Raw genomic sequence first — 25,303 nt, 5'->3', positions numbered from 1 at the left:
CAGGTGATCATCCCCAGTCCACCCATCGGAGCCTGCGGGTGTCAACGCCTCCGCGCCCGGTCCGGCGGGTGGCGCGGGTCACTCCGCCGCTGTGGTCACCGCCAGGGCCGCGTCCCGGACGTCCGGGCAGGCGTGGCGGCGCAGGGCGCGCAGCCTGGCCCGCCACTCCTGCGGCCAGGAGGTACGCGAGCCCAGTGCCTGGGTGACCGCGAGGGCCAGCAGCCCCGCGGCGTGGGTGCCGGCCAGGGTGAGACGCTCGGCGGCCGCCAGGAGCACGAGCGGGTCACCGGGGTGGTGGGCGGCGGTGAGGCGGCTGCGGAGGGTGCTCGCGGTGCGGTCGGCGAGCAGCGGACGGTCCGCGTGCAGGCCGGCCAGGTCGTCCAGCCCGCCGAGCAGTTGCGGGGCGGTCGCGTCGAGGTCCAGGGCCGTGGCGGCGAGTTGTGCCCCCTGGGGCAGGAAGCCGGGGGCGGCGCACAGGAGTTCGGCGGCGCGCCCGGCCGCCGCCCGGTGGGCCGCGGCCGGGCGCGGGGCTGCCGCGGACGCGAGCCGGGTCACGAGGTGGGCGAGTCGCCGGCGGGCGGGCAGGTCGCGTTCGGCCTCGGCGTCGAGGTGGTCCGCGGGGACGGCGGCGAGCCGGGCCAGGGCGTCCAGCAGCGGGCCGTCCCCGTCCGGTGCGGCGGCGAGGGCCACGAGGCCGTCCGCCGCCGCGTGCCAGGCGGTGCGGTTGCCGAGGTCGGTGGTCCGGGCGGCCAGCAGCGGTCCGGCCTCGGGGTACCACGGTGCCCACACGGCGAGCAGGCCCGCCGCGAGGTCGGCGGTCTCCCGGTCGGGGGTGTGGGTGACGCGGCCCACCAGCCGTGCGAAGCGCGGCCGCTCCAGGGCGCGGAGCTCGTAGGGGCGTACCCGCAGCAGGGCCGTCCGGGTGACGGGCGGGCCGTCGGCGGCGGCTTCGAGCAGCCCCCACGCGGCAGGCGCGGGCAGCAGCCCGGCGGCGACGGCCACGCACGCCGCCCGTACGTCGGGGTGCTGGTCCGGGAGGTCGAAGGTGCCGGCGACGATGCCGGCCGCGGTGCTGACGGGCAGCCCGGCGGCGGCGAGCCGTACGAACTCCTTCCGGCTGGTGACCTTGGCCGCCGCGGGGGCACCGCCGGCGCCGGGCAGCAGCGCGGCGCGCAGCACCGCCTCCAGCGCGGACGGGGCGATGCGCTCGCACACGCGGTGCGCGGCGTGGACGGCGACCCGCGCCCGGTCGTCGCCGGCGTGCTCCAGCAGCAGCGGCAGCGCGTCGGCGGGGCGGTCGGTCCACGCCAGCGCGGCGAGGGCCGCCTCGGCGAGCACGGTGGCCGGGGAGCCGGTCCAGCGGCGCACGGCCTTGAAGCCGTGCTCGGGGACGGCGGCCAGCGCCCGTATGTGCGCGGCCCGGATCGACTGGGGGAGCCCGGCGTCCGCGGCGGCCCGGGCCAGCAGCCGCGCGGCGGCGGCCTGCTGGCGGGGCAGCCAGGTGTGGATGCCGTCGACGGGCGGCAGCCACGGGGTGCCCGGGGTGAGGAAGCGCCCGTACGGCGGGGTGTCGGTGAGGACGGCGTCCAGCAGGTCCGTCCTGCGGCGCGTCAGGACCTGCAGCACGGGCGGGAGCACGGCTGCCGAGGGCTCCAGTTCGAGGATCCGCTCCGTGCGCCCGTCCCGTCGTGCCGGGTCGTCGAGGAGCAGGTCGACCGCGTGGCGCACGGTGGTGTCGTTGCCGGACCGGACCGCCTCCCACAGGAGTTCCTGGAGTTCCGGCATGCGGTGGGCGCGCCGGCCGAGCGCGCGTGCCAGGGCGAAGGTGAGCGAGTGGTCGGCCTTGTCCGCGCCCGCCTCCAGCCAGGGGCGCAGCGCCTCGAAGACCTGGAATTCCTGCCCCTTGCGCAGCCCGGCGTCGAGGTGTCCCAGTGCGTGGCCGCCGGTGTGCCCGGACAGCCGGGTCACGGTCTCCAGCGCCCAGGCCAGCAGGTCGCGTTCGCCGCTCACCGCGTGCTCGCGCAGCATCCTGACGGCCAGTGCGGAAAGGGCGTGCCATGTCCGCCCGGAGCTGTCGCGGGCCTCGACGGCGTCGGCGGTGATCGTGTCGAGGCGGGGCTTGTCCGCGCCGGAGAAGAGCCGCGGCGGCACCTCGGCGAGGGCGAGGAGGGCGGGGCCGCGTACGGGTTCCTGCTCGTTGCGCAGCCGCTGGAGGTCGCCGAGCAGGACGGCGACGGCCGCCGGGTCGCCGGAGCGGGCCGCGTTGCGGACCAGCAGCGGATACGCCGCCGCGCGGCTCTCCGCCGCGGGCCGGCGGGTCGCGGCGAGCAGCCGCTCCCGCGCCTCGCCCACCGGCAGGTGGGCCACGGCGGCGAGCACGGTGAGCCAGCTCTCCCCCCGTTCCGCTGCCTGCTCCGCCATCCGCCGCGCCTCGGCCTGCGCGCGGCGGCGGGGCAGCGCCTCCAGCACGCAGTCGGCGAGGGCGGTACGGCTCAGGTCCCGGCCCGCGGTCACGGTGTCGTGGAAGGCCTCGCGCTCCGGCGGCGGCAGCGCGCGCAGCAGCAGCGCGTAGGCCTCCGGGTTGCGGCTCCACTCCCGGCCGAGGTCGGTCAGCTCCGGCACCCCGCGCCGGGCGATCCGGCCCAGCGCGGTGCGGGACACCAGGCCCGGTGCCGGCCGGGCGGCCCGCTCCGGGGCGGTGAGCAGGCCGATCGTCCGCCCCGGGGCCGCCCGCAGCAGCGGCGCCAGGCACGCGCGCACGGCGAACGGCAGATGCGGCGGGCAGTGCTCCTCCAGCACGTCCAGGACGCGCGTGGGAAGGGCCTCGGCCGCCGCGGGGAAGATGTCCCCGTTGCGCAGCCACCAGTCGGCGCGCGCCGCTTCGGGCAGTCCGGCGAGCTGCCGGGCCGCCTCGTCGAGCACCGCGTCCGGGTGGCGGCGGGCCAGCACGCGCCAGTGCGTCACCGCCGGGAAGAGTCCGGGCAGCAGCGCCCGTACCGTCTCCGTCCCGCAGCCCGGCAGCAGCCGTACCGCCTCCGCTTCCCCCCACCGCTCGCGGACGGGCCCGATCAGCCGCTCGGCGAGCGCGGTCCGCCCGCCCGCGACGACCGCGGCCTCGACCGCCGCGCGTACCACCCCGGGAGCGTCCTCCATCGCCCGCTCCAGTGCGTCGTCGCTGATCGGCAGGTGACGCGAGGCCCGCAGGGCGTGCCCGCGCACGGCCGGGTCGGGGTCGGCCAGCCGGTCCGCGAGGTGGCCGGCGTCCTGGCCCGCGCACGCGGCGACGGCGGCGAGCCGCCGCCCGTACGTCCCGCGCGTCTCCAGCTCGGCCAGCAGCGTGCCCAGCCCCCCGCTCCCCGCGCGCTCACGCGCCCATGCGGCGAGCGCCCGGCTCCGGGCGGGGTGGGCGAGCGGGTCGAGCCGGGCGAGCAGCTCGTCGACGGCGGCACGCGGATCGCGGCCTGCGGTGGTGCGCGGATCGTGCGGCTGGACGGACATGCCCGTCATTGTGCTGCGGCACGGTCCGCCGCCCGTACGGGTTTTCGGCGCACGGGCAGGCCGCCGACGCCGGTGACGCGGCCGCGCTCAGGCGGTGCGGCGGCCGTCGTACGACGCGCGGGCGCGCACGATTGCCTCGGTGTTGGCCTCCGCCCAGGAGACCAGGCCGATGACCAGCACGGCCGCCTCCTCCCCCGAGGGCGTGAGGGTGTACTCCACGTGCGGCGGCACCACGGGGCGGGCCTCGCGGTGCACCAGGCCTTCGCGCTCCAGGCCTTGCAGGGTCTGGGCCAGCATCTTCTCGCTCACGCCCTCGACCGTGCGGCGCAGCTCGCTGAACCGCATCACCCGCCCGCGCCGCAGGGCGGCCAGGACGAGCACGCCCCAGCGGCTGGTCAGCCGGTCCACCACGGACCGGGACGGGCAGTCGGCGGACAGCGCGTCGAAGGGCAGCGTCGCCGCCCCGCGGGCGGCCGGGGTGTCGGTCATGGACCGAGCTTACCCAAAAGTGCGTACTTCCACTCAGGCCTGAACCCCCCATAAAGTGAGTGAGGCAGGAGATCAAAAGGGATTTTGGAGACTTTCATGAGCATTGTCGTCACCGGAGCCACCGGGCAGCTGGGCCGTCTCGTGACCGCCGCGCTGCTGCGGCGCGTCCCGGCGAGCGAGGTCGTCGCCGCCGTGCGCGACCCGCAGAAGGCGTCCGGTCTCGCCGAGCAGGGCGTCGAGGTCCGGACGGCCGACTACGACCGCCCCGAGACCCTGGCCGGCGCCTTCCGCGCCGGGGACACCGTGCTGCTGATCTCCGGCGACACGGTGGGCAGGCGGGTGCCCCAGCACACCGCAGTCGTCGGGGCCGCCAAGGCCGCGGGCGTGGCCCGGCTGGTCTACACCGGCATCCTCGGCGGCCCCGCCGCCGACTTCGTGCTCGCCGACGAGCACAAGGCGACCGAGCAGCTGATCGTGGACTCCGGCCTGGTCCACACCTTCCTGCGCAACGGCTGGTACACCGAGAACTACACCGCGCAGATCCCCGTGCAGCTCGCCCACGGGGTCGCCGGCGCCGCCGGGGCCGGCCGCATAGGCGCCGCCCCGCGCGCCGACTACGCGGAGGCGGCCGCCGCGGTCCTGACCACCGGCGGGCACGACAACACCGCCTACGAGCTGAGCGGCGACGACACCTTCACGCTGGCCGAGTACGCCGCCGAGCTGACCCGGCAGAGCGGCACGCAGGTCGACCACCACGACCTGGACGCCCCGCGGCTGCTGGACGTCCTGGTCGGCGCCGGCCTTCCCGTCCCCGTCGCCGAGGTCCTCGTCGACGTCGACGTCAACGCGATCCGCACCGGCCTGCTCGAAGGCGGGAGCGGCGATCTGGCCCGCCTCATCGGCCGCCCCACCGGCACCCTCGCCGACGCGGTGGCCGAAGCGCTCAAGAACTGACCGGGGGCGGCGCCACTCCGCGCGTCCGCGCCCGTTCGGCGGTCAGCCCAGCGGACCGCTGAACGGGCCGGCGGCCCCCAGCCCGTAGCCGCGGTCGGCGCGCAGGCTGATCACCAGCCGCCCGTCCGCGACCATCGCCGCGCGGTACTCGTCCCAGTCCGGGTGCTCGCCGACGATCGCCCGGTAGACCTCGACCAGCTCGTCGACCGTCGCGTCGTGCGGGTCTGCCGCCACCGGGGTGATCTCGGCGTCGCCCTCGACGACCAGGTACGCCTGCAGGTCGGGCCCGGTGACGTAGAAGCTCGCGCGCGGGTCGCGGCGCAGGTTGCGGGTCTTGGCGCGGCCGTCGGTGGCCGAGATGCGCACCAGCCGCGTCGCGTCGTCGTAGGTGAAGGACACGTTCGACAGCTGCGGGCGGCCGTCGCGCTTGAGGGTGACGAGGACGCCGGTGCGCTGGGTGCGCAGCAGCTCGGGCGTCACGTCGGCGGGCTTCTCGGGGTTCTGCGGGCTCACGGTCGCTCCTCGGTGGCGGTGTCCTGGCCGGGTCCCGCCGGACGCGGGCCGGCCTGCTCCGGGAGGGGAACGCCCGCGCCGCCGCCCCCGATTCCGCCCGTACCGCCCCAGGGCGCGTCACCGGACGCGTCCGTCGGGCGCTACCGGGGCGAGGACGTGGCGGTGCCGCCCGGCGGGTAGGCGACGGCGAGCCTGCCGTGCCCGGCGGGGACGGTGAGCACCGGCGGCAGCGCCGGCCGGAACGGCGGCGACCCGTTCGTGGCCGGCTCCTACGGGGCCAGCGGGAACTTCGCCGTGAAGAGCACCGACGGTGTGACCCGGTTCGCCGTCGCGTTCGTCGTCCGCATCACCCCCTGAGCCCGCATCACCCCCTGTGCCGTGTGGAACCTGCCGCCGCGGGCGCGGTCACCCGCGGGGCGGCGGCGCCTCGGGGTCGTCGTCGGGGTAGGGGTAGAAGGCGGTGCCGAGCTTGGGCAGCCAGCCGACCGTGGCGACGGGCTCGGTGTCGTCCCCCGGGTGCTGCGGCAGCAGCCCGGCGTTGATCACCGGCTGCCAGCCGACCGTCAGGAAGCTCATCGCAGGGCCTCCTCGGCGACCAGCGGGTCGTTGGACAGCTCGGGCGGGGTTGCCGGCTCGGCCGTGCGCAGCATGCGCGGCGCGACCTTCGGCGCGTCGGCGACCGGGTCGGGCGGGGCGGCGTTGTGGTACTGCGGGAAGTGGTCCTGGTAGTCGATCGCGGCCTGCACGATCTGCGGCTCGCTGAAGCGCGGGCCCCAGAACTGCGCGGCGATCGGCAGGCCGACGGTGCTGTCGTAGCCGACGGGGAAGGAGACCATCGGCCAGGCGAGGGCGTTGGGGAGCTGGTAGTACGCCCGGTAGACCGGGAAGCCGCCGCCGCTGCGCAGCCCGATCTGCGCGCCGAGCGACAGGACGAGCATGAAGTCCACGCCCGCCTCGTCCAGCGCGGCCTGGTAGTTGGCCTGCAGGGTTCGCCGCCGCCGCTCGCCCTCGACGCGCACGGACGCCGGGATCAGGCCCGCGAAGCGGGTCGCCGACTCGAAGGAGGCCGCGCTCTCGCCGGGCGCCTTGCGGCCGTACTGCGCGAGCAGCGCGGCGGCCTGGTCGGCGGGGCGGGTGGCGGCGAAGTCCTTGACCGCGTCCCAGTAGCGGATCTCGTAGCGGTTGGGGCTGAGCACCGCCGAGGAGGGCGAGACCGGGGAGCCGTCGACCGTCGCGAGCACGTCGGAGCTGGAGAAGTACGGGTCGTTGGCCGCGACCGTGACGTCCAGGCCGGGGAAGTCCTTCACCGTGGCGCCCAGCGAGGCCAGTTGCTGCTTCAGGCGCTCGAACGCGGCCAGGTGGTCGGCGTCGTAGGTGTCCTGGGGCGCGGTGCCGGTCTGGACGCCGCGGCCGGTGCGCATCCAGTCGGACTGCGGGATGCCGATGGTGACGCCGGCCAGCGGGCGGCGGCCCTTGCGGGCGGTGAGCGGCATCGCGGGGAAGGGCTCGGGCGCGGCGAGCGTCAGCGGGTCGTTCGCCGGGTCGGGGCCGAGGATGACGGAGAGGATCAGCGACGCGTCGCGCACCGAGCGGGCGATGGGACCGAGCACGTCGTAGCCGGGCGACAGCGGCATCAGTCCGGCGACCGAACTCGTGCCGAGCGACGGCTTGATGCCGCTGGCGCCGTTCGCGGCCGAGGGCATCATGATCGAGCCGCCGGTCTCCTCGCCGATGCAGGCCGCGGCGAGCCGGGCGACCGGGGCGACGCCGGAGCCCTGGCTCGAACCGCCGGGCACGTAGTCCTTGTTCCAGGCGTTGCCGGCGAAGGTGCCGGTGATGGAGCCGGAGAAGGCCGAGCAGACGGTGTGCCCGAGTATCACCGCGCCGGCCTCGCGGAGCCGGTGCACGACCGTCGCGTCGCGCAGCGCGGTGTTGCCGTCGAAGGCGTGGCTGCCGTCCTTGGCGTCGAGTCCCTCGACGGCGACGGAGTCCTTGATGCCGAAGGGGATGCCCAGCAGCGGCGGCAGGTCCTCATGGGTGTGCCGCGCCCTGGCGAAGCGCGCGTCCGCGGCGGCCGCCTGGGCGAGCGCCCCCTCCCGGTCGATGCGGACGAAGGCGTTGTACAGGCCGTTGTCACCGTAGGTCTCGAACGGCCCGTTGAAGCGGTCGATACGGTCCAGGTACGCCTTGGTGACCTCTACGGCCGTGACGGCCCGGGCCCGCATCAGTGCCGCCAGCTCGACCACCTCGTAGTCGACCAGCCGGGCGCGCTTCTTGACGGAGGAGGCCGGCGGCAGAGCGGCCGGCAGCCGGGCGGCGGCGGTGGAGTCGGCGGAGCCCCCGGCCCCGGGGGCTGCCGCGGCGGGCGTCGCGGCGGCCGCGGAGACGGCGGCGGCGCCGGTCACCGCGGCGGCCCCGCCGAGCACGGCCCGGCGGCTCACCCCCGCGGGCGCGGTTCCGGCGCGGGAGGGTCGGGTGGACCTGGCACGTTCTGGCGTCATGTACGGCTTTCCTGTCCTTAACGGGGGGAGAAGAAAAGGGCCGGCGAATTTGCATTCGCGCCCCACGGGAGACTTTAGGCCGCGCGGCACGACGCAGGGAAGCCACCGGAGACGTCTTTCATGCACGATGAATCCAGTTCACCGATTTATTTCCGGCGGGTGTCCCGCACATCACATTCACCGCCGCACCAAAGGTGGCCCAATCCGGTCCAACCGGCCGTCAAGGATCCACTGAACAGCTGTTTTTCCACCAGGAGAGAGACAGGCGAAACGCACATTAAACACGGTCCGCGGCGCGCTCGCGGAGACACCCGCCGCCCGATGCACCCCTCGGGTACCTGGCGTCACAGGAATCGCGGGAATTTCGCGCGGCAATTCACGTCCGGCGTCGGCGCACCGAAGACCGCCGCGATGAACGCGGGCCGGGCGGCCGCCCCCGCGTACACGGCCGAGCGGATATCGGCGAACCCCTCGCCCCCGCGGCCTCGGCAGCCCTAGGATCCCTTTGGTCTGTACCATTGCGGGGAGCGGAGGGGTGCCGATGCACGGCAGCGCGGGGCTGGAGGTCCGGTTCGAGGGGCTGGCGGACGGGAGCCGGCCCGCCACCTGGGGGCAGCGGACGATCTGGGAGCCGATCTCCTGGTACGCGCCGGACGACCACTACTTCAACATCGCGCTCCCGCTCGCCCTGCGCCACCCCGTGCCCCCGGGGGACTTCGCCGAGGTGGTACGGGCGCTGCTCGAACGGCACGAGTCGCTGCGCACCGTCTACCGACTCGACGCCGGCGGCGGGCTGCGGCAACGGCTGGGCGGCGCCGGGACGCTGACGGTGCGCCTGGTCGAGGCGGACGCGGCGGAGGAACTCGCGCGGGTCCTGGAGCGGGAGGCCGCCGCGGACAAGGCGGTGCGCTTCGACCTGCTCGGCGACGGGCTGCCGGTGCGGGTCACCGCGGTCCTGGTGGCGGGCCAGGTGGCCGGAGCGGTCGTGACGGTGGCGCACATCGCCGCCGACGGGACCGGCGCCCAGGTGGTGCTGGACGACCTGCGCCGGCTGCTCGCCCAGCGGCGCCGCCGCCCGGGGGTGCTGCCGCCGCCGGTGCCGGGACGGCAGCCGCGCGAGCAGGCCGAATACGAGGCCGGGCCGCAGGCGACGGCCCGCAGCGCCGCCGCGGTCGCCCTGTGGTCCCGCCGGCTCACCGGGATCCCCGCCTCCCTGTGGCCCGAGGACGCCGGACCCGGCGAGGACGTGCGCTGGTGGGAGGGCGAACTCGGCTGCGAGCGGCTGGATCTGGCGAGCCGGCTGGCGGCGGTCGGGACCGGCACCTCGCCGAGCGCGGTCGTCCTGGCGGCGCTCGGGCAGGAGCTGGCCGAGCGCACCGGATTCGACGCCGTGCCGCTCAAGGTCATCCTGGGCAACCGCGTGAACGAGGAGCAGCGCACGGCGGTCGGCGCCTTCGCGCAGAACGGGCTGGTGGTGCTGGGCGGTTCTGGCGAGTTCGGCGAGCTGGCCCGGAAGGCGTGGCGGGCGCAGCTGCAGACGTCCCGGCACGGCCACTACGACCCGGGGGCGCTCGCGGAGGCGGTCACGGCGGAGGAGAAGCGGCGGGGCGCCGCACTCGACCTCAACGCGCTCTTCAACGACCACCGGGAGACCGAGCACGGCGCCGCGGCCCCCGACCCCTCGCAGCTGGCCGCGGCGCAGCCGGGCGAGTTCCGCTGGCGGTCGCGCTGGGCGCGGCAGGACTGCCGCTTCTTCTTCGGCCTGGGGCAGCAAGCAGGCCGCACCTGCGCGACCCTGCTGGTCGACACCCGCTCCGTCCCGGCCGCCGAGGTGGAACCGCTGCTGCGTGCGGTGGAGGAGCGCGTGGTCGCAGCCGCCCTGGCCTGACGGCCCGCCGGGCGGTCCCCTGCCCCGTACGCCCGGCGCCCCCCGGCGACGGCCGCGCACCGCGGCCGCCCCGGGGGCGTCAGCCCAGCTGACGCGTCGCCTCGGACTCGCTGAGCGCGTCGATCTCGGCGATCAGCAGCTCCTCCACGCGGGCTGCCAGGCCCGCCAGGGTCGGCTCGTCGAAGACGTCCCGCACCTGCACGTCCAGGCCGGCGGCAGCCCGGATCCGGGCGGCGACGCGGGTCACCAGGAGGGAGTCGCCGCCGAGTTCGAAGAAGTGGTCGAGGGCGCCCGCCTTCTCCACCCCCAGGACCTCCTGCCATATGCCGGCGACGAGCAGCTCCGCGTCGGTGCGCGGCGCCAGGTACTCGCGGCTGCCGGAGGCGCCCGGGCCGGGGTCGGGCAGTGCGGGGCGGTCGAGCTTCCCGTTGGCGGTGAGCGGCAGCGTCTCCAGCACGGCGAAGACGGCGGGCACCATGAAGGCGGGCAGCCGTACCGCCAGGTGGTCGCGGAGCGCGGCCGGTTCCAGGACGGCTCCGGCCCTGGGTACCGCGTAGCCCACCAGCCGGGTGCCGTCACGGACCACCACGGCGGCGCGGGCCACCCCGGGGTGGGCGGCCAGGGCGCCCTCGATCTCGCCGGGTTCGACACGGCGGCCGTGGATCTTCACCTGGTCGTCGGTGCGGCCGAGGAATTCCAGCTGCCCGTCGGCCCGCCAGCGGACCCGGTCGCCGGTCAGGTACATGCGCGCGCCGGGCGGGCCGTACGGGTCGGGTACGAAGCTCGTCCCGGTGAGGTCGGGCCGCCCGTGGTAGCCGGCGGCCAGGCCCGCGCCGCCGAGGGCGAGTTCGCCCTCGAAACCGGCCGGCAGCAGCCGCAGCCCCCGGTCCAGCACGTAGGCGCGTACGCCCGGGAGCGGCCGGCCCAGCGGCGGGCGGGCGGCGGTGTCGGCCGCGGTCAGCTCGGCGCTGGTGGCGATGACGGTGGCCTCGGTGGGGCCGTAGGTGTTGACCAGCCGTACCGCGTCACCGTGCCGGGCCCGCCAGCCGGCGACCGACCGGGAGGTGGCCTCGGAGCCCCCGAGGATCAGCAGCCGCAGCGCGGCGGGCCACGGCAGGTCCTCGCCGAGGTCGACCAGCTCGCTCCAGTACGCGGTGGGCAGGTCGAGGACGGTGACCCGCGCGGCGGCCGGGGTACGGAGGTAGTCGGGCAGCATCCGCCCGCCGCCCGGCAGCAGGACGCAGCGCGCGCCGGACGCGAGCGCGGGCCACAGCTCCTCGGCGTGCGTGTCGAAGCCGATCGAGGCGAACTGCACGATCCGGTCGGACGGCAGCAGGCCGTAGCCGTCGGGGCCCGCCATCCAGTGCAGGCGGGCGGCGAGCGCCGCGTGGTCCACCAGGACGCCCTTGGGGCGGCCGGTGGAGCCGGAGGTGTGCAGCAGGTAGGCGGGCGCGGATCCGGGCACCGCGGGCAGGGTGCCCGCGGGCGCGTCCGCGGGCCAGTTCCCGGGGAGGGCGAGCACGGGGACGCCCAGCTCGGCGGCGTCCCGGTCGCCGGCGGCGGCGAGCAGCAGCTCCGCCTGCCCGTCCGCGAGCAGCAGCCGCTGCCGCTCGGCGGGGTGCGCCGGGTCGAGCGGGAGGTATCCGGCCCCCGCCTTCCAGATCGCCAGCAGCGCGGTGACCAGGTCGAAGGAGGGGTCCAGCCGGACGGCGACCACGGCGCCGGGCCGGGCCCCGAGCCGCTCGGCCAGCAGCGAGGAGCGCCGGTCGAGCTCGCGGTAGCCGAGGGTGTCGCCACCGCACTCCAGCGCCACCGCTTCCGGGTGCCGGGCGGCGGCCGAGCGGAACAACTCCGGTGCGGTGGGGAGTTCGGCGGGCAGCGCGGGCCCGGTGCCGAGGGCGAGCACCCTGTCGCGTTCGGCCGCGGTGAGCAGCAGGTCGCCGGTGAGCGGGCGCAGCGGGTCGGCGACCACCTCGCGCAGGAGCTGCACGTAGCGTGCCGCGGCGCTGTCGACGGTGGCCCGGGCGAACAGCTCCCCGTCGAAGCAGAAGGCCCCGTGGAGCCCGCCGTCGGCGTGCCGCCACAGGTCCAGCAGCACGTCGAACTTGGCCTGGGCGAACCCGGCGTCGGCCGGTTCCAGGGTGACGCCCGGTACGGCGTCCTCGGCCGACTCGGTGGAGAGGTCGTTCTGGCTCTGGAGCACGAAGAGGGTCTGGAAGAGCGGCGGTACGTGGCGTCCGCGCGGCAGTCCGAGGGCGGGGACGAGCCGCTCGACGGGGACGTCCTGGTGCCCGAAGGCACCCATCGCCGCGGAGCGGACCCGGCGCAGCACGGTACGGAAGTCCGCGTCGGCGGCCGTCTCGCCGTCGGTCACGGGTGACAGGTCGGCGCGTACCACCGCGGTCTTGCTGAAGTAGCCGAGCAGCGCCTCGTGCGCGACCTCGGTACGGCCGGCGACCGGGACGCCGACGGCGAAGTGGTGCTGTCCGGCCCAGCGGCCCAGCAGGATCTGGTAGGCCGCGAGCAGCACCATGAACGGGGTGCAGCGCTCCTTGCGGGCCAACTGCTCGACGCCGGAGACGAGTCCGGCGTCGATCCGCACGTCGCCGAAGGCGGCGCGGCGGTTCGGGCGGGCCGGGCGTGGGCGGTCGGTGGGCAGTTCGAGGCGGGCGATCCCGGCGAGCTTGTCCCGCCAGTAGTCGAGTTCCGCCGCGGCCCGCGATCCGTCGAGCCGTTCCGCCTCGGCGACCGCGTACTGCCCGAACGTAGCTGTCACGGGCGGCAGTTCGGGCTCCTGGCCGGCCAGCTCCGCGCGGTAGCAGGCGAGCAGCTCCGACCACAGCAGCCGCGCGGACCAGCCGTCGCTGACGATGTGGTGGAGGGCAAGGCAGAACAGCTGGTCGTCCGGCCCGAGCCGGAGCACCGCGGGCCGCAGCGGCGGGCCCGCGGCCAGGTCGAAGGGGGCGTTGACCCGTTCGCCGGCGGCCGCGGCCGCCAGTCGGGCGGCCTCGGCCGGGTCCGCGCCGGGCGGCACCGCGAGGTCCACCTCCTCGATCGGCAGCGGTTCGAGCGGCCCGACGAGCTGCACCGGCTGGTCGTCGAGCAGGTCGAACCGGGTGCGCAGCACCTCGTGCCGGGCCCGCAGCCGGTCGAGCGCGGCGGTCAGCGCGGCCAGGTCGAGGGGGCCGCGCCAGCGCCAGGCGATGTACATGTTGTAGCCGGCGTCGGCCGGGTCGAGCTGCTGGAGGAACCACAGGCGGCGCTGCTCGACCGTCAGCGGGTAGTGGCGCACGGGGTCAGAGCTGGTCACTGGGCACCTCGCGGGTGGTGGGTCGGTCGGCGGTTCCGGTCTTGAGGGCCTGGAGCGCCTGGAGGCCGACGAGGTCGTCGGACGGTGCGTCCGGCACCTCCCGGTCGAACCCGGCGAGTACGGGCAGCCGCAGCGAGATCGTCACGAGCAGCGCGATGGCCAGGCCGAACAGCACGTAGAGCAGGCCGATTCCGCGTCCGGGGCCGGTGCCGACGATCTGCCCGGCGGTGCCGGCGAGCGCGCCGCCGGGGTCCATCAGCGGCTGGAGCAGCCCTGGGCCGAAGGGCGCGACCACGGCGAAGCCGACCGGCAGGGTGGACCAGGCGACCATGGTGTTGACCGCGATCACCCGGCCGTGGAAGCGCTGCGGCACCTTGGTCTGGATGATCGTCGCGTAGACGCCGTTGACCAGCGCCAGCGCGTAGGCCATGCCGAAGGCGCCGAGCGCGACGAGCGGCAGGGACGGCCGCAGGCCGGTGAGCACGCACGCGGCGGACAGGGCGAGGGCGGCGAGCAGCACCCCGCGCAGCCGCTCCCGGCGCGGCCCGCCCCAGATGAGCAGGGTCAGCCCGCCGGCGACCGCGCCGGCGCCGCCGCCCGTCGCGATCCAGCCGGTGGAGGCGAGGTGGCTGAAGGAGAGGACCAGCGGGGTGGTGAGCAGGAAGAGCGGGGAGAGGAAGATGTTGAGCACCGCGAAGAACAGCAGCATGGCGCGGAAGTGCCGGCTGCCGAGCGCGAGCCGGAATCCGGCCCGTATCTCCTCGGCAACCGACTCCCGCCGGTGCCAGGCCATCGCCCGGGGGAACCTCACCAGTGCGACGACCGCCACCGCGCAGGCGTAGCCGGCCACGTCGAAGGCGAGGATGCCGCCGAGGCCGACGGCCGCGAGCAGGCCGACGGCGAACAGCGGCACCAGGAACTGGGCGAAGCCGAAGGCGAGCTGGACCACGCCGTTGGCCCGGCCCAGGAAGCGCTTGGGCACCAGTTGCGCGGCCGCCGACCCCCAGGCGAAGCGCTGGAAGGCCAGTGCCACCGAGAGCGCCGAGATCAGCGGGTAGACCTCCCAGACCTCCAGCCGGTGGGTGAGGGCCAGGACCAGCATCACGGCCTGGGTGACGCCGGCGGCCAGATCGCCGAGCAGCATGGTCCTGCGGCGGTCGTGCCGGTCCACGACGGTGCCGGCGATCGGCGCCACCAGGATGCCGGGCACCAGGGCGAAGGCGGCCAGCAGCCCGAAGTGGGCCAGCGAGCCGGTGCGCAGGTAGATCCAGACCGGCAGGGCGAACTCGGTGAGCGCCGATCCGATCATCGACACCTGCTGGCCGGCGGCCACCGTGAGGAAGCGGCCCATGCTCGGCCGGACCTCGCCCTCCGCCGGACCGGCGCCGCGGGCGGCCGGGTCGCGGGAGACCCCGTCCAGCCACCACGTGGACTCCTCGGTGCGCCGGTAGCGGTCCTCGGTGCCGTCGGCGAGCGCCGGGTGCACCCCGGTGACGACGGCGGCCAGCTCCTCGGCGCGGTACCTGAGGTAGAAGTGCCCGGCCTCGGCGAGCACCACGGCGGCGGCGGTGCCGGTGATCCGGTGCCACTCCAGGTAGCGCTCCTGGTGGAATTCGGTCGCCGGGTCGCGCTCACCGCACACCGCGACGACCGGGGCGTCGAGCAGTCGGCCGCCCTCGGTCTCGAACAGCTCGGTGAAGTAGCGCTCCGCCTCCTTGGTGCCGGTCCTGCGGTTGTGGATGATCAGCCGCAGCTGCTCGGGGTCCACGTCGTCGGTGTCGAGGCCCGCCGCGGCCAGGGCGTTGACCATGCCCTGGTCGCTGCGCAGCCGCTCGGCCAGCTCCGACCAGCGCTCGGCGAGGGCGGCGCCGCGGCCGCGCGGGCGGGCGAACGGGAAGATCCCGCCGAGGTAGACGGCCTCGATCTCGCGCCCCGCCGCCTCGACCCGGCGGGCGATCTCGACGCAGAGCTGCACGCCGAGCCCGCAGTGCCCGTAGAGGACCAGCCGGCCCTCGACGTCCGCGAGGATCTCCTCGGCGCAGGCGGCCGCCACCTCCTCGACCGGCATCGGCTGCTCGCCCAGCTCGTGGCCGGGGACGGCGAGCGAGTGCAGTGCCCAGTCCTCCGGCAGCGCGTCGGCCAGCGGCTTGTAGATCAGCGCGCTGCCCCCGCCGTACGGTGCGCAGACCACGCTCGCGGCGGTACGGCGGCGCTCCGGGGTGAGCCGGTGGAGCAGCCCGCCCTTCCCGCGGTCCGCCGCCGGGTCGCTGATCAGCCCGGCGAGCCCGCGTACGGTCGGGAAGCGGAAGATGTCCATCACGCCGATCGGGACCGGCAGGCCGGGACAGGCCCGGCGGATCCGCGCCACCACCTGGGTGGCGAGCAGCGAGTGCCCGCCCAGCTCGAAGAAGTCGTCCAGCGCGCCGACCCGGGAGACCTCCAGCAGCTCGGTCCAGATGGCGGCGACCCGGGTCTCCGCCTCGCCGTCGGGCTCGACGAACTCGCCGGTGGCGGCGGCCTCCTCGGGCTCGGGCAGCTTGCGGCGGTCGACCTTGCCGTGGGCCTGCAGCGGCAGCCGCTCCAGCTCCACGTACCGCGCCGGGACCATGTAGTCGGGCAGCACCTCCAGCAGCCGGGCCCGCACCCCGGCCGGAGCGAGCGGCTCGGTGGCGCCGGGGCGCTCCAGGTAGCCGACCAGGTTCTGCCGTACGCCCTCGCCGCGGCTGACCACCACCGCCTGCGTGACGCCGGGCAGTTCGGCCAGCGCGGCCTCGATCTCGCCGGGTTCGACGCGGTAGCCGCGCACCTTGATCTGGTCGTCGGCGCGGCCGAGGTAGTCCAGGGTGCCGTCGGGACGCCAGCGGGCCAGGTCGCCGGTGCGGTAGAGCCGGCCGCCGCCTTCCGGGTCGGCGGTGAAGCGCTCGGCGGTGAGGTCGGGGCGGCCGAGGTAGCCGCGGGCCAACCGGTCGCCGCCCAGGTGGAGTTCGCCGGTGACGCCGGGCGGCACCGGGCGCATCGCGCGGTCCAGGACCAGGCAGCGGGCGCCCGCGAGCGGGGTGCCGATGGGGGTGTTGCCCGGGCCGGACTCGGGGCCGACCTCGAAGACGCAGACGCCCACGGTCGCCTCGGTCGGCCCGTAGTGGTTGAAGACCGCGCACCGCCCGGCGGCGGCCAGTTCGGCGGCCCACGCCCAGCTGGACGCCTCGCCGCCCAGCACCAGCGCGCGGCGCGGCAGCAGCCGCTCGACGGGGGCGTCGGCGGTCAGGGCGGCCAGGTGCGACGGCGTCATCTTCAGGTAGTCGAGCGCCAGCGACTCGACCTGCTCGGCCAGTTCGGCGCCGGAGATCCGGCGCGGCAGCAGATGGAGGGTGCCGCCGCTGCCGAGGGCCAGGTAGAGCATCGTGAGGCTGAAGTCGAAGGACAGCGACTGGAGCAGCCCGTAGCGGCCGCCCGGCTCGATGCGCAGCCGCTCCCCCACGCCGGTGAGGTAGTTGAGGATCTGCCGGTGCTGGACGGCGACGCCCTTGGGCAGGCCCGTGGAGCCGGAGGTGTAGACGACGTAGGCCAGGTCGTCGGGTCCGCAGAGCTCGGCGGGCGGGTCGTCGCACTCCTCGAACGGCTCGCCGTCCAGCAGCAGTTCCGCGCCCTGGTAGCCGGGGAAGCGCTCGCGCAGCACCGAGTCGGTGATCAGCACGGCGGCCTGTGCGTCGGCGACCAGGTGGGCCAGCCGGGCGGGCGGCTGCTCGGGGTCGAGCGGCAGGTAGGCGCCGCCGGCTTTCAGCACGCCGACGAGGGCGGCGGCCAGGTCGGGAGACTGCTCCAGGCAGATCGCGACCCGGTCGTCCGGTCCGACGCCGAGGGCGCGCAGCCGCCGCGCCAGCCCGTTGGCCCGACGGTCGAGTTGACGGTAGGTCAGCGACCGGTCCTCGAAGACCAGCGCGGGGCGGTCGGGGTGCTCCGCCGCGGCGCGTGCCAGCATCCGGGGAAGCGTCTCCGGCCCGCCCGCGGGCAGTTCGGGACCGGCCGACCAGGCGGCCAGCTGCTCCCGCTCCTGCCCGGTGACCAGCGGCAGCTCGTCCACCGGGCGGTCCGGGTCGGCCAGCGCGGCGTCCAGCAGCATTTCGAAGCGCTCGGCGAGACGGACGACGGTGGCCTCGTCGAAGAGGTCGGTGCGGTAGGTGAACAGCCCGTGCAGGCCGTCCGGTTGCTCGCTCAGGTAGAGGGCCAGGTCGAAGTGCGTGGAGGTGGCGGCGTAGCCGAAGCCCTCGGGCCCGGCGGGCGGCGCCGCCGCGCCGCGCTCGCCGTAGTTCTGGAAGGCGAAGGTGGTCTGGAAGACGGCGGACCGGCTGACGTCGCGCGTGACGTCCAGGTCGGCGACCATCTGCTCGAAGGGCACCTCCTGGTGTGCGTACGCGTCCAGGGTGGTCTCCCGCACCCGGCTGAGCAGCCGGCCGAAGCCCATCCCCTCCTCCAGCCGGGCCCGGATCGGCAGCATGTTGACGAACGCGCCCACTACGCCTTCGAGTTCGCGGTGCAGCCGGCCCGCGACCGGCGAGCCGACCGCGAAGTCCCGCTGTCCGCCGAGCCGGGAGAGCAGGGCCTGGTAGCCGGCGAGCACGGTCATGTACGTCGAGGCGCCGTACGCGCGGGAGACCTCCGCGATCCTGCCGGTGAGCCGGCGGTCCCAGTGGAAGGCGTGTGCGGCGCCCGCGAAGGTGAGCACGGGCGGCCGGGGCCGGTCGGCGGGCAGGTCGAGCGCGGGCACGCCGTCCAGGGCGGTCCGCCAGTACGCCCGGTCGGCGGCCAGTGCGCCGCTGTCCAGCCGTTCCCGCTGCCAGACCGCGTAGTCGCCGAACTGTACGGCGAGCGGGGCGAGTCCGGACGGTGTGCCGTCCGCGCGGGCAGCGTACAGCGCGTCCAGTTCGCGGTGCAGGATGTCGACCGACCAGCCGTCCGTGATGATGTGGTGCATGACCAGCGCCAGTACGTGCTCCTCGGCGCCGAGCCGGAGCAGCTCGGCGCGCAGCAGCGGCCCGGCGGCCAGGTCGAACGGTTCCGCGGCCCGCTCGCCGATCAGCTCGGCGGCCCGGGCCGCGGGCTCGGGCAGGGCGGCGAGGTCGGTGAACCGCGCGGCGGTCGGCCCGGGTTCGGCGATGCGGAGTTCGGCGGCGCCGTCCTCGGTGGCGGGGAAGGTCATCCGCAGCGCCTCGTGCCGCGCCACCAGGTCGGTGAGCGCCGCGTCCAGCGCGGTGCGGTCGAGCGGGCCGCGCAGCCGGCGGGCGGGGGCCAGCGCGTAGGCGGCCCCGCCGGGTGCGAACTGCTCCATGAACCACAGCCGTTCCTGCCCGCTGGACAGCGGCGGCACGGTGCCGGCCGAGCGGGGTGCGACCACCTGGACGGGTGCGGCGGCGCCGCGCAGCCGCTGGGCGAGCAGGGCGCGCTTGGCGTCGGACCAGCCGGCGGGCTGCGGTCGGGTGTCGCTCATCCGCGCTCCCCCGGTCCGTCCGCGCCGTGCCCGTCCGCGGGCTGCTCGGCCACCCCGTGGTCGGCCACCAGGTGGGCGGCGAGCGCCTGGAGGTTGTCGAGGAAGTCGCCCTGGTCCAGGTCGAGGAAGACCCCGTAGCGCCCCTCCACCGCGTCCACCAGGCGGAGTTGGGCGAGCGAGCCGAGGCCCATCGCGACGAAGGGGGTGCCGGGGGCGGCCAGCAGTTCGGCGGCGGTCACGGCGTCGTCGCTCGCCTCGGCCGTCATGTCGGCGAGCACCGCGAGCAGGGACGGTGCGCGGACGGCCGCAGGGGTGCTCAAGTCGTCGGTCACTGCTGCTCCTTCACGGCTGCGGCGAGCCCGGCCACGGTCGTCACGTCGAAGAAGATCTCCAGGTCGAGGTCGACGTCGAAGGACTTGCGGATCCGGGCCGCGATCTGGATGAAGCTGAGGGAGTGCGCGCCGATGTCGAAGAGGTCCTCGTCCGTGCCGATGTCGGGGATGCCGAGCACCTCGGAGCAGATCGCGCACAGCTCGGCCTCCACCGGGTCGCCGGCGGGCGCGGCCGGCAGGTCGTGCGGCCCGGCGGCGGCTTCGGCGGGGGGCGGCGCGGGCAGCGCGCGCCGGTCGAGCTTGCCGTTGGGCGTGAGCGGCAGCGCGGGCAGCGCCACGAAGACCTGCGGGATCATCGCGCCGGGCAGCGTCCGGCCCAGGTGCGCGCGCAGCTCGGCGGCGGCGGGGGCGGGCCCGGCCGCGGCCACCAGGTAGCCGGCCAGCCGCTGCTCGCCGTCCTGGCCGGTGTCGACGGCCACCGCTGCCGCGGTGACCGCCGGGTGCTCCAGCAGTGCGGACTCGATCTCGCCCAGCTCGATCCGGTGGCCGCGGATCTTCACCTGGTCGTCCAGCCGGCCCAGGAAGTCCAGCTCGCCGTCCTCGGTCCAGGCCGCCAGGTCCCCGGTGCGGTACATCCGGCCGCCGCCGTAGGGGTCGGCGACGAACCGCTCGGCGGTCAGCTCCGGCCGGTGCAGGTAGCCCTGCGCCACGCCGTCACCGGCCAGGTGGAGTTCGCCGGGGATCCCCACGGGCGCGGGGCGGCCCTGCGGGTCGAGGACGTAGGCGCGGGTGTTGGCGACGGGGCGGCCGATGGTGACGGTCCCGGGCAGCGGCGGCAACTCCGCGCAGGTGGACCAGACCGTGGTCTCGGTGGGCCCGTACACGTTGAGCAGCCGGTCCACCCGGCCGCGCAGCTCGCGGGCGAGCGGCAGCGGCAGGGCCTCGCCGCCGACGAGGGCGGTCAGCCCTTCCGGCAGGCTCCCGGCGGTGAGCAGCACCCGCCAGCCGGACGGGGTGGCCTGCACATGGCTGACCTGCTCGCGGCGGATCAGCTCGCCCAGCCCGGGCCCGTCGACGGCGAGTCCGTCGCCGGCCAGCACCAGCCGGGCGCCGGTCACCAGCGGGAGGAAGAGTTCCAGCCCGGCGATGTCGAAGGAGAGCGAGGTCAGGCCGAGCCAGCGGTCCCGCTCGGTCGAGCCGAGCCGGTCGGCGAAGGAGCTGAGCAGGTTGACCAGGGCGCGGTGGCCGACGGACACGCCCTTGGGGCCGCCGGTCGAGCCGGAGGTGTAGAGGACGTACGCGCGGTCCTGCGGGCCCGGCGCGGGCAGCGGCCGCTCCGCGGGCTCCGCCGGTCCGGCGGGCAGGTCCAGCCGCAGCACGGCGGGCGCGGCGGCCGCCACCGCTGCGGCGGGCTCGCCGTCGGCCAGCAGCAGCGCGGCGCCGGAGTCGGCGAGCACCAGCGCCAGCCGCTCCTGGGGGTACCCGGGGTCGAGCGGCAGGTATCCGGCACCGGCCCTGAGGACGGCGAGCAGCGCGACGGGCAGCGCCGAGGTGCGCGCCAGGTGCACCCCCACCAGGCTGCCGGGGGCGACCCCGGCGGCGGCCAGTCGCCCGGCCAGCTCCGCCGACCGGTCGCGGAGCTGGGCGTACGTCAGCTCGGCGTCGGGCGCGGTGACGGCGACGGCGTCGGGGCGGGCGGCGGCCCGCGCGTCGAACAGGTCGAGGACGGTCCGGTCGGCCGGGTAGTCGCGGGCGGTGTCGTTCCAGTCCTCGGTGACCTGCCGCAGCTCGTCCGCGCCGAGCAGCGGCAGCGCGTCCACGCCGGTGTCCGGGCCGGCGACCGCGGCGGCGAGCAGCGTCTCCAGGTGTCCGGCGATCCGCTCGGCGGTCTCCGGCGCGATCACCGAAGGGTCGTACTGGAGGCTGAGTTCGCAGCCGTCCGCCGAGTCCACCACCTGGATGTGCAGGGTGCTGCGGGCGGTCCCGTTGAACATCATCCAGTCGACGCGGCTCGCGGTCCCGGTGAAGGCGGGCTCCGGTCCGCGGCGCCGGTAGCCGAAGGACACCGGGGTGAGGCCGACCCGGGGGGTGAGGCCGCCGACGGCCGGGGCGAAGGGCACCGCGCGGAAGCGGTACAGCTCACGCAGCCCGGCCCGCACCCCGAGGGCGAAGTCGCGGAAGGACGGCGACGCCGCGAAGGTGGGCGGGTGGTGCGGCAGTTCGTTGACGAACAGGCCGATCTCGCGCGCCGGTCCCGGGGGCCGGGTGGACAGGGCCACGGCCACCGGGACGCCGGTGTTGCCGTAGCGCCGCAGCAGGGTGTGCACGGCGGCGAGCAGGAACTCGAAGCTGCTCACCCCGCACGCGCCGGCGGCCGCGGCGAGCGCCTCGGCGTCCAGCCGGCGGCCGGTGGCCGCGCCCGGGCCGACGCCCTGCGCTGCCCGCCGCAGGCCCGGCAGCAGCAGGTCGGCCGAGTCCGTCCAGCGCGGGCCGAACCAGTCGGCGGCGGCCCGGACGAGCTCCGGACCGGGTTCCGCGGGCCGCTCGGGGTCCGCCGTTCCGAGGTCCGCGGGCGCGCCCGCGACGGCCGCGTTGTACGCGGCGGCCAGGTCGTGGACCAGGACGTCCTTGGACATGCCGTCGAAGACGGCGTGGTGGGCGACGAACAGCAGGTCGGCGGCGCCGTCCGGGCCGTGGAAGAGGGTGAAGCGGGCGAGCGGCCCGGTCTCCAGCACGAAGGGGCGGGTCGCCTCCTCCTCGATCAGCTTGTCCAGCGCGGCCGGGCCGTCCGCGGCGGCGCTCTCGGCCAGGACGACGTCGGCCTGCGCGCGGTGGAGCGCGACGACCCCGTCGCGTTCGGCGAGGGCGCCGCGCAGCGCGGGGTGGCGGGCGACGACGGCCGCGCAGGCGGCGCGCAGGGCCGCGGGGTCGACGCGGTCGAAGCCGATCCGCAGCGGGAGGTGGTAGCTCGTGCGGGCGGCGTCGAGCCGCTCGGTCAGCCAGACGCCCTGCTGCGGAAGGCTTGCCGGGAGCACGGTGGCACTGGGTTCGGGCATGGAAGGACTCGCTTCGCTGTCGGGAATCCGTGAGGAGCGGCGGCGCGGGGCGTGCGCCATCGCCGGAGGGCGCGGCGGCCGCGCGTGAGAGGTGGGACGAGATGAAATGGGGTGGCGGGCGGCGGAAGAGGTGGGTGGGTGGCGGTCAGCCGGCGAGCAGTTCGCGTACGACCCGTTTGAGCGGCTTGCCCGCCTCGTTGCGCGGCAGGACGTCCAGGGTGAGGATCCGGCCGGGGATCTCGTGCGCGGCCAGCCGGCCGGCGAGGTAGGTGCGCAGCTCGGCCGGGTCGAAGGCGGCGGTGTCGGCCGGTACGACCGCGGCCCCGACGCTCATGCCGAGTACGGGGTGCGGCACGCCGACCACCGCCGCGTCGGCGACCGCCGGGTGTTCCAGCAGCACCGCTTCCACCTGGAGCGTGGAGACCTTGTAGGCACCGGACTTGATCACGTCGGACTCGCGGTCGACCAGGTGCAGGTAGCCGTCCCGGTCCAGGTAGCCGACGTCGCCCATCCGCACCCAGCCGGCCCGGAAGACCCGCGCGCCGGCCGCGCCGTCGCCGTAGTACGCGCGCTGGGCGGCGGGCGAGCGCAGGTGCACGTCGCCGGTCTCCCCCGGCGGCAGCGGGCGGCCGTCGGGGTCCGCCACCATCACCGATCCGCGCGCGGCCAGGCCCAGCGCGGTGGGGCGGGCCGGGTCGAAGACCATCGCGGTCTGCGCGGGCGCCGCCTCGGTGGAGGTGTAGTAGTTGACCACGGTGGCGTTCGGGAAGGCCTCGGTCAGCGCGGTGGCCACGCTGGGCGGCAGCGCGGCGGCGGTGGAGCCGAGGAGCCGGACGCAGGAGAGGTCGTGGCGCTGCTGCACCCCGGCGTTGAGCAGTTCGGCGGCCATCGCCGGGACCACGAAGACGCTGCCCACCGACCGCTGCTCGATCAGCCGGGCGAACCGGGCTGGGGTGAAGCGGGTGGCCACCAGCGCGGCCGGGTGCGCGTCGAGCGCGTTGACCAGCATGGTCTGGCCGGCGTTGGTGCCGACGGCGAAGGCGTGCAGGAATTCCTCGGAGTGCTTCAGGGGCCGGTGCCGGGCGGCCGGCCTGGTCCCGTGCACCACGTTGCCGTGGGTGGCGAGCACGCCCATCGGCTTTCCGGTGGTGCCGGAGGTGTAGAGCACCTGGGCCGCGTCGTCCGGTCCGATCGTGGGCAGGTCGACCGGGAAGGGTCCGTCGGCGGCGAGATCGGCGGTCCGGGCCGTCCACCAGGGGCCGGCCGGCAACTCACCGGCGGCCCCGGCGATCACGCCGACGGCGCCGCAGTGCTCCAGCAGTCCCCCGGTCGCTTCCGCCGGGCGCCCGTCCGAGACCGGCACCGCGACCGCGCCCGCCCTGGTCACCGCGCAGTAGTGCACGGCGTAGTCCGGCCAGTCGCGCAGTCCGAACACCAGGGCCACCCGGTCGCCGGGCCGCACGCCGCGGGCGACCAGCGCCCTCGCGACCGAGAGGGACCGCTCCCGCCACTGGGCGAAGGTCAGCCCGGTGCCGGTGTCGGTGCTGATCGCCGTCCGGTCCGGCTGCGCCGCGGCCCGCAGGTCGAGCAGTCCGTGCACCGTCCGCCCGTCCGCGGGGTCCGGTCCCGGCGGGGCGTCCCGGGCCTGCGCCGGCGCGTCGAATCGGGTGCCGACCCTGCTGTGCTGTATGGAGCTTGCCACTTCCCCCGGGCCTCTCCGGCCGGCTCCGAGCGCCCCCGAATGACACTTGGTCCAGACCTGACGGCAAGATTGGCATAGACCAACTAGGGGGTCAAGATTCGGCCGCGAACCGCCGTACGACGCCTCCCGGGCACCCTCACGCAGGCGGCGCCGACCGCTCCTGACGGGTCGCCACCACCGGTCGACCCCTGACCGACCAGGAGGAACGGTTCGCGGGCCACGGGCCGAGATTCGCCCCCGGAGCCGCGGCGTGGCGCCCGACGGCCCTCCCCCGCCGCGATCGGCCTCGCCATGGCGGGCACCTTCGTCCACATGCTCACGGTCGCCGTCCCCGGCACGCCCGGCGTGAGCCGGCTCTGCCACCTCGGCGGGCTGACCGGCGGGCTCGCCGGGGCGTGACTGCTGCGCGACCGCCGCCCGGGAGAGGCCCCGCGTCAGCGGCCGGGGAAGGCCGTCGCCCCGCACGGGGCGGCGCACCCCCGGGCCGCCCTGCACAAGGAGCTGGAGGACCTGGGCCTGTTCCGACCCGGTACGCGCGCGCCCCGGCCGGGAAGAGGTCCCGGCCGGGACGCGGCGGGCTTCAGGCGTGCTCGACGACCAGCTCGACCGGCATGTTGCCGCGGGTGGCGTTGGAGTACGGGCAGACCTGGTGGGCGGCCTCGACCAGGGCGGTGCCCTGCTCGGGCGTCAAGCCAGCGGGCAGCTTGACCCGCAGGACTGCGGCGAGCACAAAACCCTGGCCCTCCGGGTTCTTGGACAGGGTCACCTCGGCGGTGATGGTGGAGTCGTCGGCGTTCAGCCCCTTGGCGCGGGCCACCAGCTTCAGGGCGGACCCGAAGCAGGACGCGTAGCCGACGGCGAAGAGCTGCTCGGGGTTGGTGCCCTCGCCGTTGCCGCCGAGCTCCTTCGGCATGGCGAGCTGGAGGTCGAGGCGGCCGTCGGAGGTGGTGGCGCGGCCGTCGCGGCCGGACGAGGTGGCGACGGCGGTGTAGGTCGGCATCACGAGGGTCCTCTCAGTGGATTGCGAACGATTCAGTTGTACGCAACTTAATTGTGCGCTGTCAAACCTGTACCCTGGGAGTATGGGACTCGTACCGGACGACCTGGCCTGCTTCGCCGTCCACGTCGCGGCACGCGAGCTCGACAACGCCTACCGGCGCGAGCTGCGGCCGCTCGGACTCACGTACCCGCAGTATCTGACGATGCTGCTGCTGTGGGACCGCGACGGCCGCAGCGTGAAGGAGCTGGGGGAAGCGCTGCGTTTCGAGTCCGGCACACTCTCGCCGCTGCTCAAGCGCCTGGAGGCTGCCGGGCTGGTGACGCGGGAGCGCAGCCGCACCGACGAGCGCTCGGTCCTGGTCCGGCTGACCGGCGAGGGCCGCGCCCTCCGCGAGCCCGGCGAGGGCGTCGTGGCGCGGGTCTTCGGCTCCCTGGACTACAGCGCCGCCGAGGCCGAGCACCTCCACGCCGGCCTGCGCCGGCTCGTCGCCGCCCTGGACGCCGCTCCCCCGCCGCCCGCCGGCCCATGACCGCCCGCACCCCGTGCGACACCGCCCGGTCCTGACCCGCCGTCCG

The 25,303-nt window shown here is 75.8% G+C and carries 15 protein-coding genes; 4 read left to right on the top strand and 11 right to left on the bottom strand.

Translation table 11 applies throughout. The annotated features are described in order from the left end of the window. Nucleotides 1-78: 78 nt before the first annotated feature. Nucleotides 79-3,498 carry a hypothetical protein gene (locus IH54_RS0128495; protein ID WP_052397971.1) on the bottom strand — a complete coding sequence of 1,140 codons (3,420 nt, stop codon included), beginning with the start codon at nt 3,496-3,498 and terminating at the stop codon, nt 79-81. Between the two features lie 87 nt (nt 3,499-3,585). Beyond that, nucleotides 3,586-3,987 carry a winged helix-turn-helix transcriptional regulator gene (locus IH54_RS0128490; protein ID WP_052397970.1) on the bottom strand — a complete coding sequence of 134 codons (402 nt, stop codon included), beginning with the start codon at nt 3,985-3,987 and terminating at the stop codon, nt 3,586-3,588. 96 nt (nt 3,988-4,083) lie between these two features. On the opposite strand from IH54_RS0128490, the gene IH54_RS0128485 reads away from it, so the two are divergent. Continuing rightward, the gene (locus IH54_RS0128485) at nt 4,084-4,941 is read left to right on the top strand and encodes an NAD(P)H-binding protein (RefSeq protein ID WP_031522244.1); all 858 of its coding nucleotides are present in this window, start codon (nt 4,084-4,086) and stop codon (nt 4,939-4,941) included. 42 nt (nt 4,942-4,983) lie between these two features. Here the strand turns inward: IH54_RS0128485 and IH54_RS0128480 are convergent, their stop codons facing one another. Further along, a complete protein-coding gene (locus IH54_RS0128480) occupies nt 4,984-5,454 on the bottom strand; it encodes a PPOX class F420-dependent oxidoreductase (RefSeq protein ID WP_078862598.1) in 471 nt (156 codons plus the stop codon). A gap of 213 nt (nt 5,455-5,667) precedes the next feature. Between IH54_RS0128480 and IH54_RS45760 the strand changes: the two genes are divergently transcribed. Continuing rightward, nucleotides 5,668-5,811 carry a hypothetical protein gene (locus IH54_RS45760; RefSeq protein WP_159012108.1) on the top strand — a complete coding sequence of 48 codons (144 nt, stop codon included), beginning with the start codon at nt 5,668-5,670 and terminating at the stop codon, nt 5,809-5,811. A gap of 48 nt (nt 5,812-5,859) precedes the next feature. On the opposite strand, the gene IH54_RS45755 is transcribed toward IH54_RS45760, so the two are convergent. Continuing rightward, complete coding sequence (locus IH54_RS45755; protein ID WP_159012106.1) at nt 5,860-6,030, bottom strand: hypothetical protein; 171 nt, start codon at nt 6,028-6,030, stop codon at nt 5,860-5,862. Beyond that, nucleotides 6,027-7,955: an amidase gene (locus IH54_RS41975; RefSeq protein WP_078862597.1), complete on the bottom strand. Its 1,929-nt coding sequence runs from the start codon at nt 7,953-7,955 to the stop codon at nt 6,027-6,029. Before IH54_RS41975 ends, IH54_RS45755 begins: the two co-directional genes overlap by 4 nt. A gap of 541 nt (nt 7,956-8,496) precedes the next feature. On the opposite strand from IH54_RS41975, the gene IH54_RS0128455 reads away from it, so the two are divergent. Continuing rightward, nucleotides 8,497-9,843, top strand: a complete 1,347-nt coding sequence (locus IH54_RS0128455; RefSeq protein ID WP_031522237.1) for a condensation domain-containing protein — start codon at nt 8,497-8,499, stop codon at nt 9,841-9,843. Nucleotides 9,844-9,922: 79 nt separating this feature from the next. Here the strand turns inward: IH54_RS0128455 and IH54_RS0128450 are convergent, their stop codons facing one another. The 6 genes from IH54_RS0128450 to IH54_RS0128420 all read right to left on the bottom strand — a co-directional run bounded on the left by IH54_RS0128450 (nt 9,923) and on the right by IH54_RS0128420 (nt 24,728). Further along, nucleotides 9,923-13,153: a non-ribosomal peptide synthetase gene (locus IH54_RS0128450; protein WP_063762393.1), complete on the bottom strand. Its 3,231-nt coding sequence runs from the start codon at nt 13,151-13,153 to the stop codon at nt 9,923-9,925. After that, a complete protein-coding gene (locus IH54_RS0128445) occupies nt 13,140-18,638 on the bottom strand; it encodes a non-ribosomal peptide synthetase/MFS transporter (RefSeq protein WP_052397968.1) in 5,499 nt (1,832 codons plus the stop codon). The genes IH54_RS0128450 and IH54_RS0128445 overlap by 14 nt, the downstream gene beginning before the upstream one ends. Beyond that, the gene (locus tag IH54_RS46300; RefSeq protein WP_107060284.1) at nt 18,635-18,970 is read right to left on the bottom strand and encodes a phosphopantetheine-binding protein; all 336 of its coding nucleotides are present in this window, start codon (nt 18,968-18,970) and stop codon (nt 18,635-18,637) included. The genes IH54_RS0128445 and IH54_RS46300 overlap by 4 nt, the downstream gene beginning before the upstream one ends. Then, nucleotides 18,967-22,026: a non-ribosomal peptide synthetase gene (locus IH54_RS0128435; protein ID WP_031522228.1), complete on the bottom strand. Its 3,060-nt coding sequence runs from the start codon at nt 22,024-22,026 to the stop codon at nt 18,967-18,969. Before IH54_RS0128435 ends, IH54_RS46300 begins: the two co-directional genes overlap by 4 nt. Nucleotides 22,027-22,171: 145 nt before the next feature. Next, the gene (locus tag IH54_RS0128430; protein WP_234343968.1) at nt 22,172-23,728 is read right to left on the bottom strand and encodes a class I adenylate-forming enzyme family protein; all 1,557 of its coding nucleotides are present in this window, start codon (nt 23,726-23,728) and stop codon (nt 22,172-22,174) included. Between the two features lie 580 nt (nt 23,729-24,308). Beyond that, nucleotides 24,309-24,728 (bottom strand): organic hydroperoxide resistance protein, encoded by a 420-nt coding sequence (locus tag IH54_RS0128420; protein ID WP_031522224.1) that lies wholly within the window; start codon nt 24,726-24,728, stop codon nt 24,309-24,311. A gap of 82 nt (nt 24,729-24,810) precedes the next feature. Here IH54_RS0128420 and IH54_RS0128415 point away from each other — a divergent pair, with 82 nt between their 5' ends. Then, nucleotides 24,811-25,257 (top strand): MarR family winged helix-turn-helix transcriptional regulator, encoded by a 447-nt coding sequence (locus IH54_RS0128415; protein WP_031522222.1) that lies wholly within the window; start codon nt 24,811-24,813, stop codon nt 25,255-25,257. The last annotated feature ends 46 nt before the right edge of the window (nt 25,258-25,303 follow it).

This window comes from Streptomyces sp. NRRL F-5123 (assembly GCF_000721495.1).
GTDB lineage: Bacteria > Actinomycetota > Actinomycetes > Streptomycetales > Streptomycetaceae > Actinacidiphila.
The sequence above is the reverse complement of the archived record's forward strand: the minus strand, read 5'-3'. Positions and strand labels throughout refer to the sequence as shown.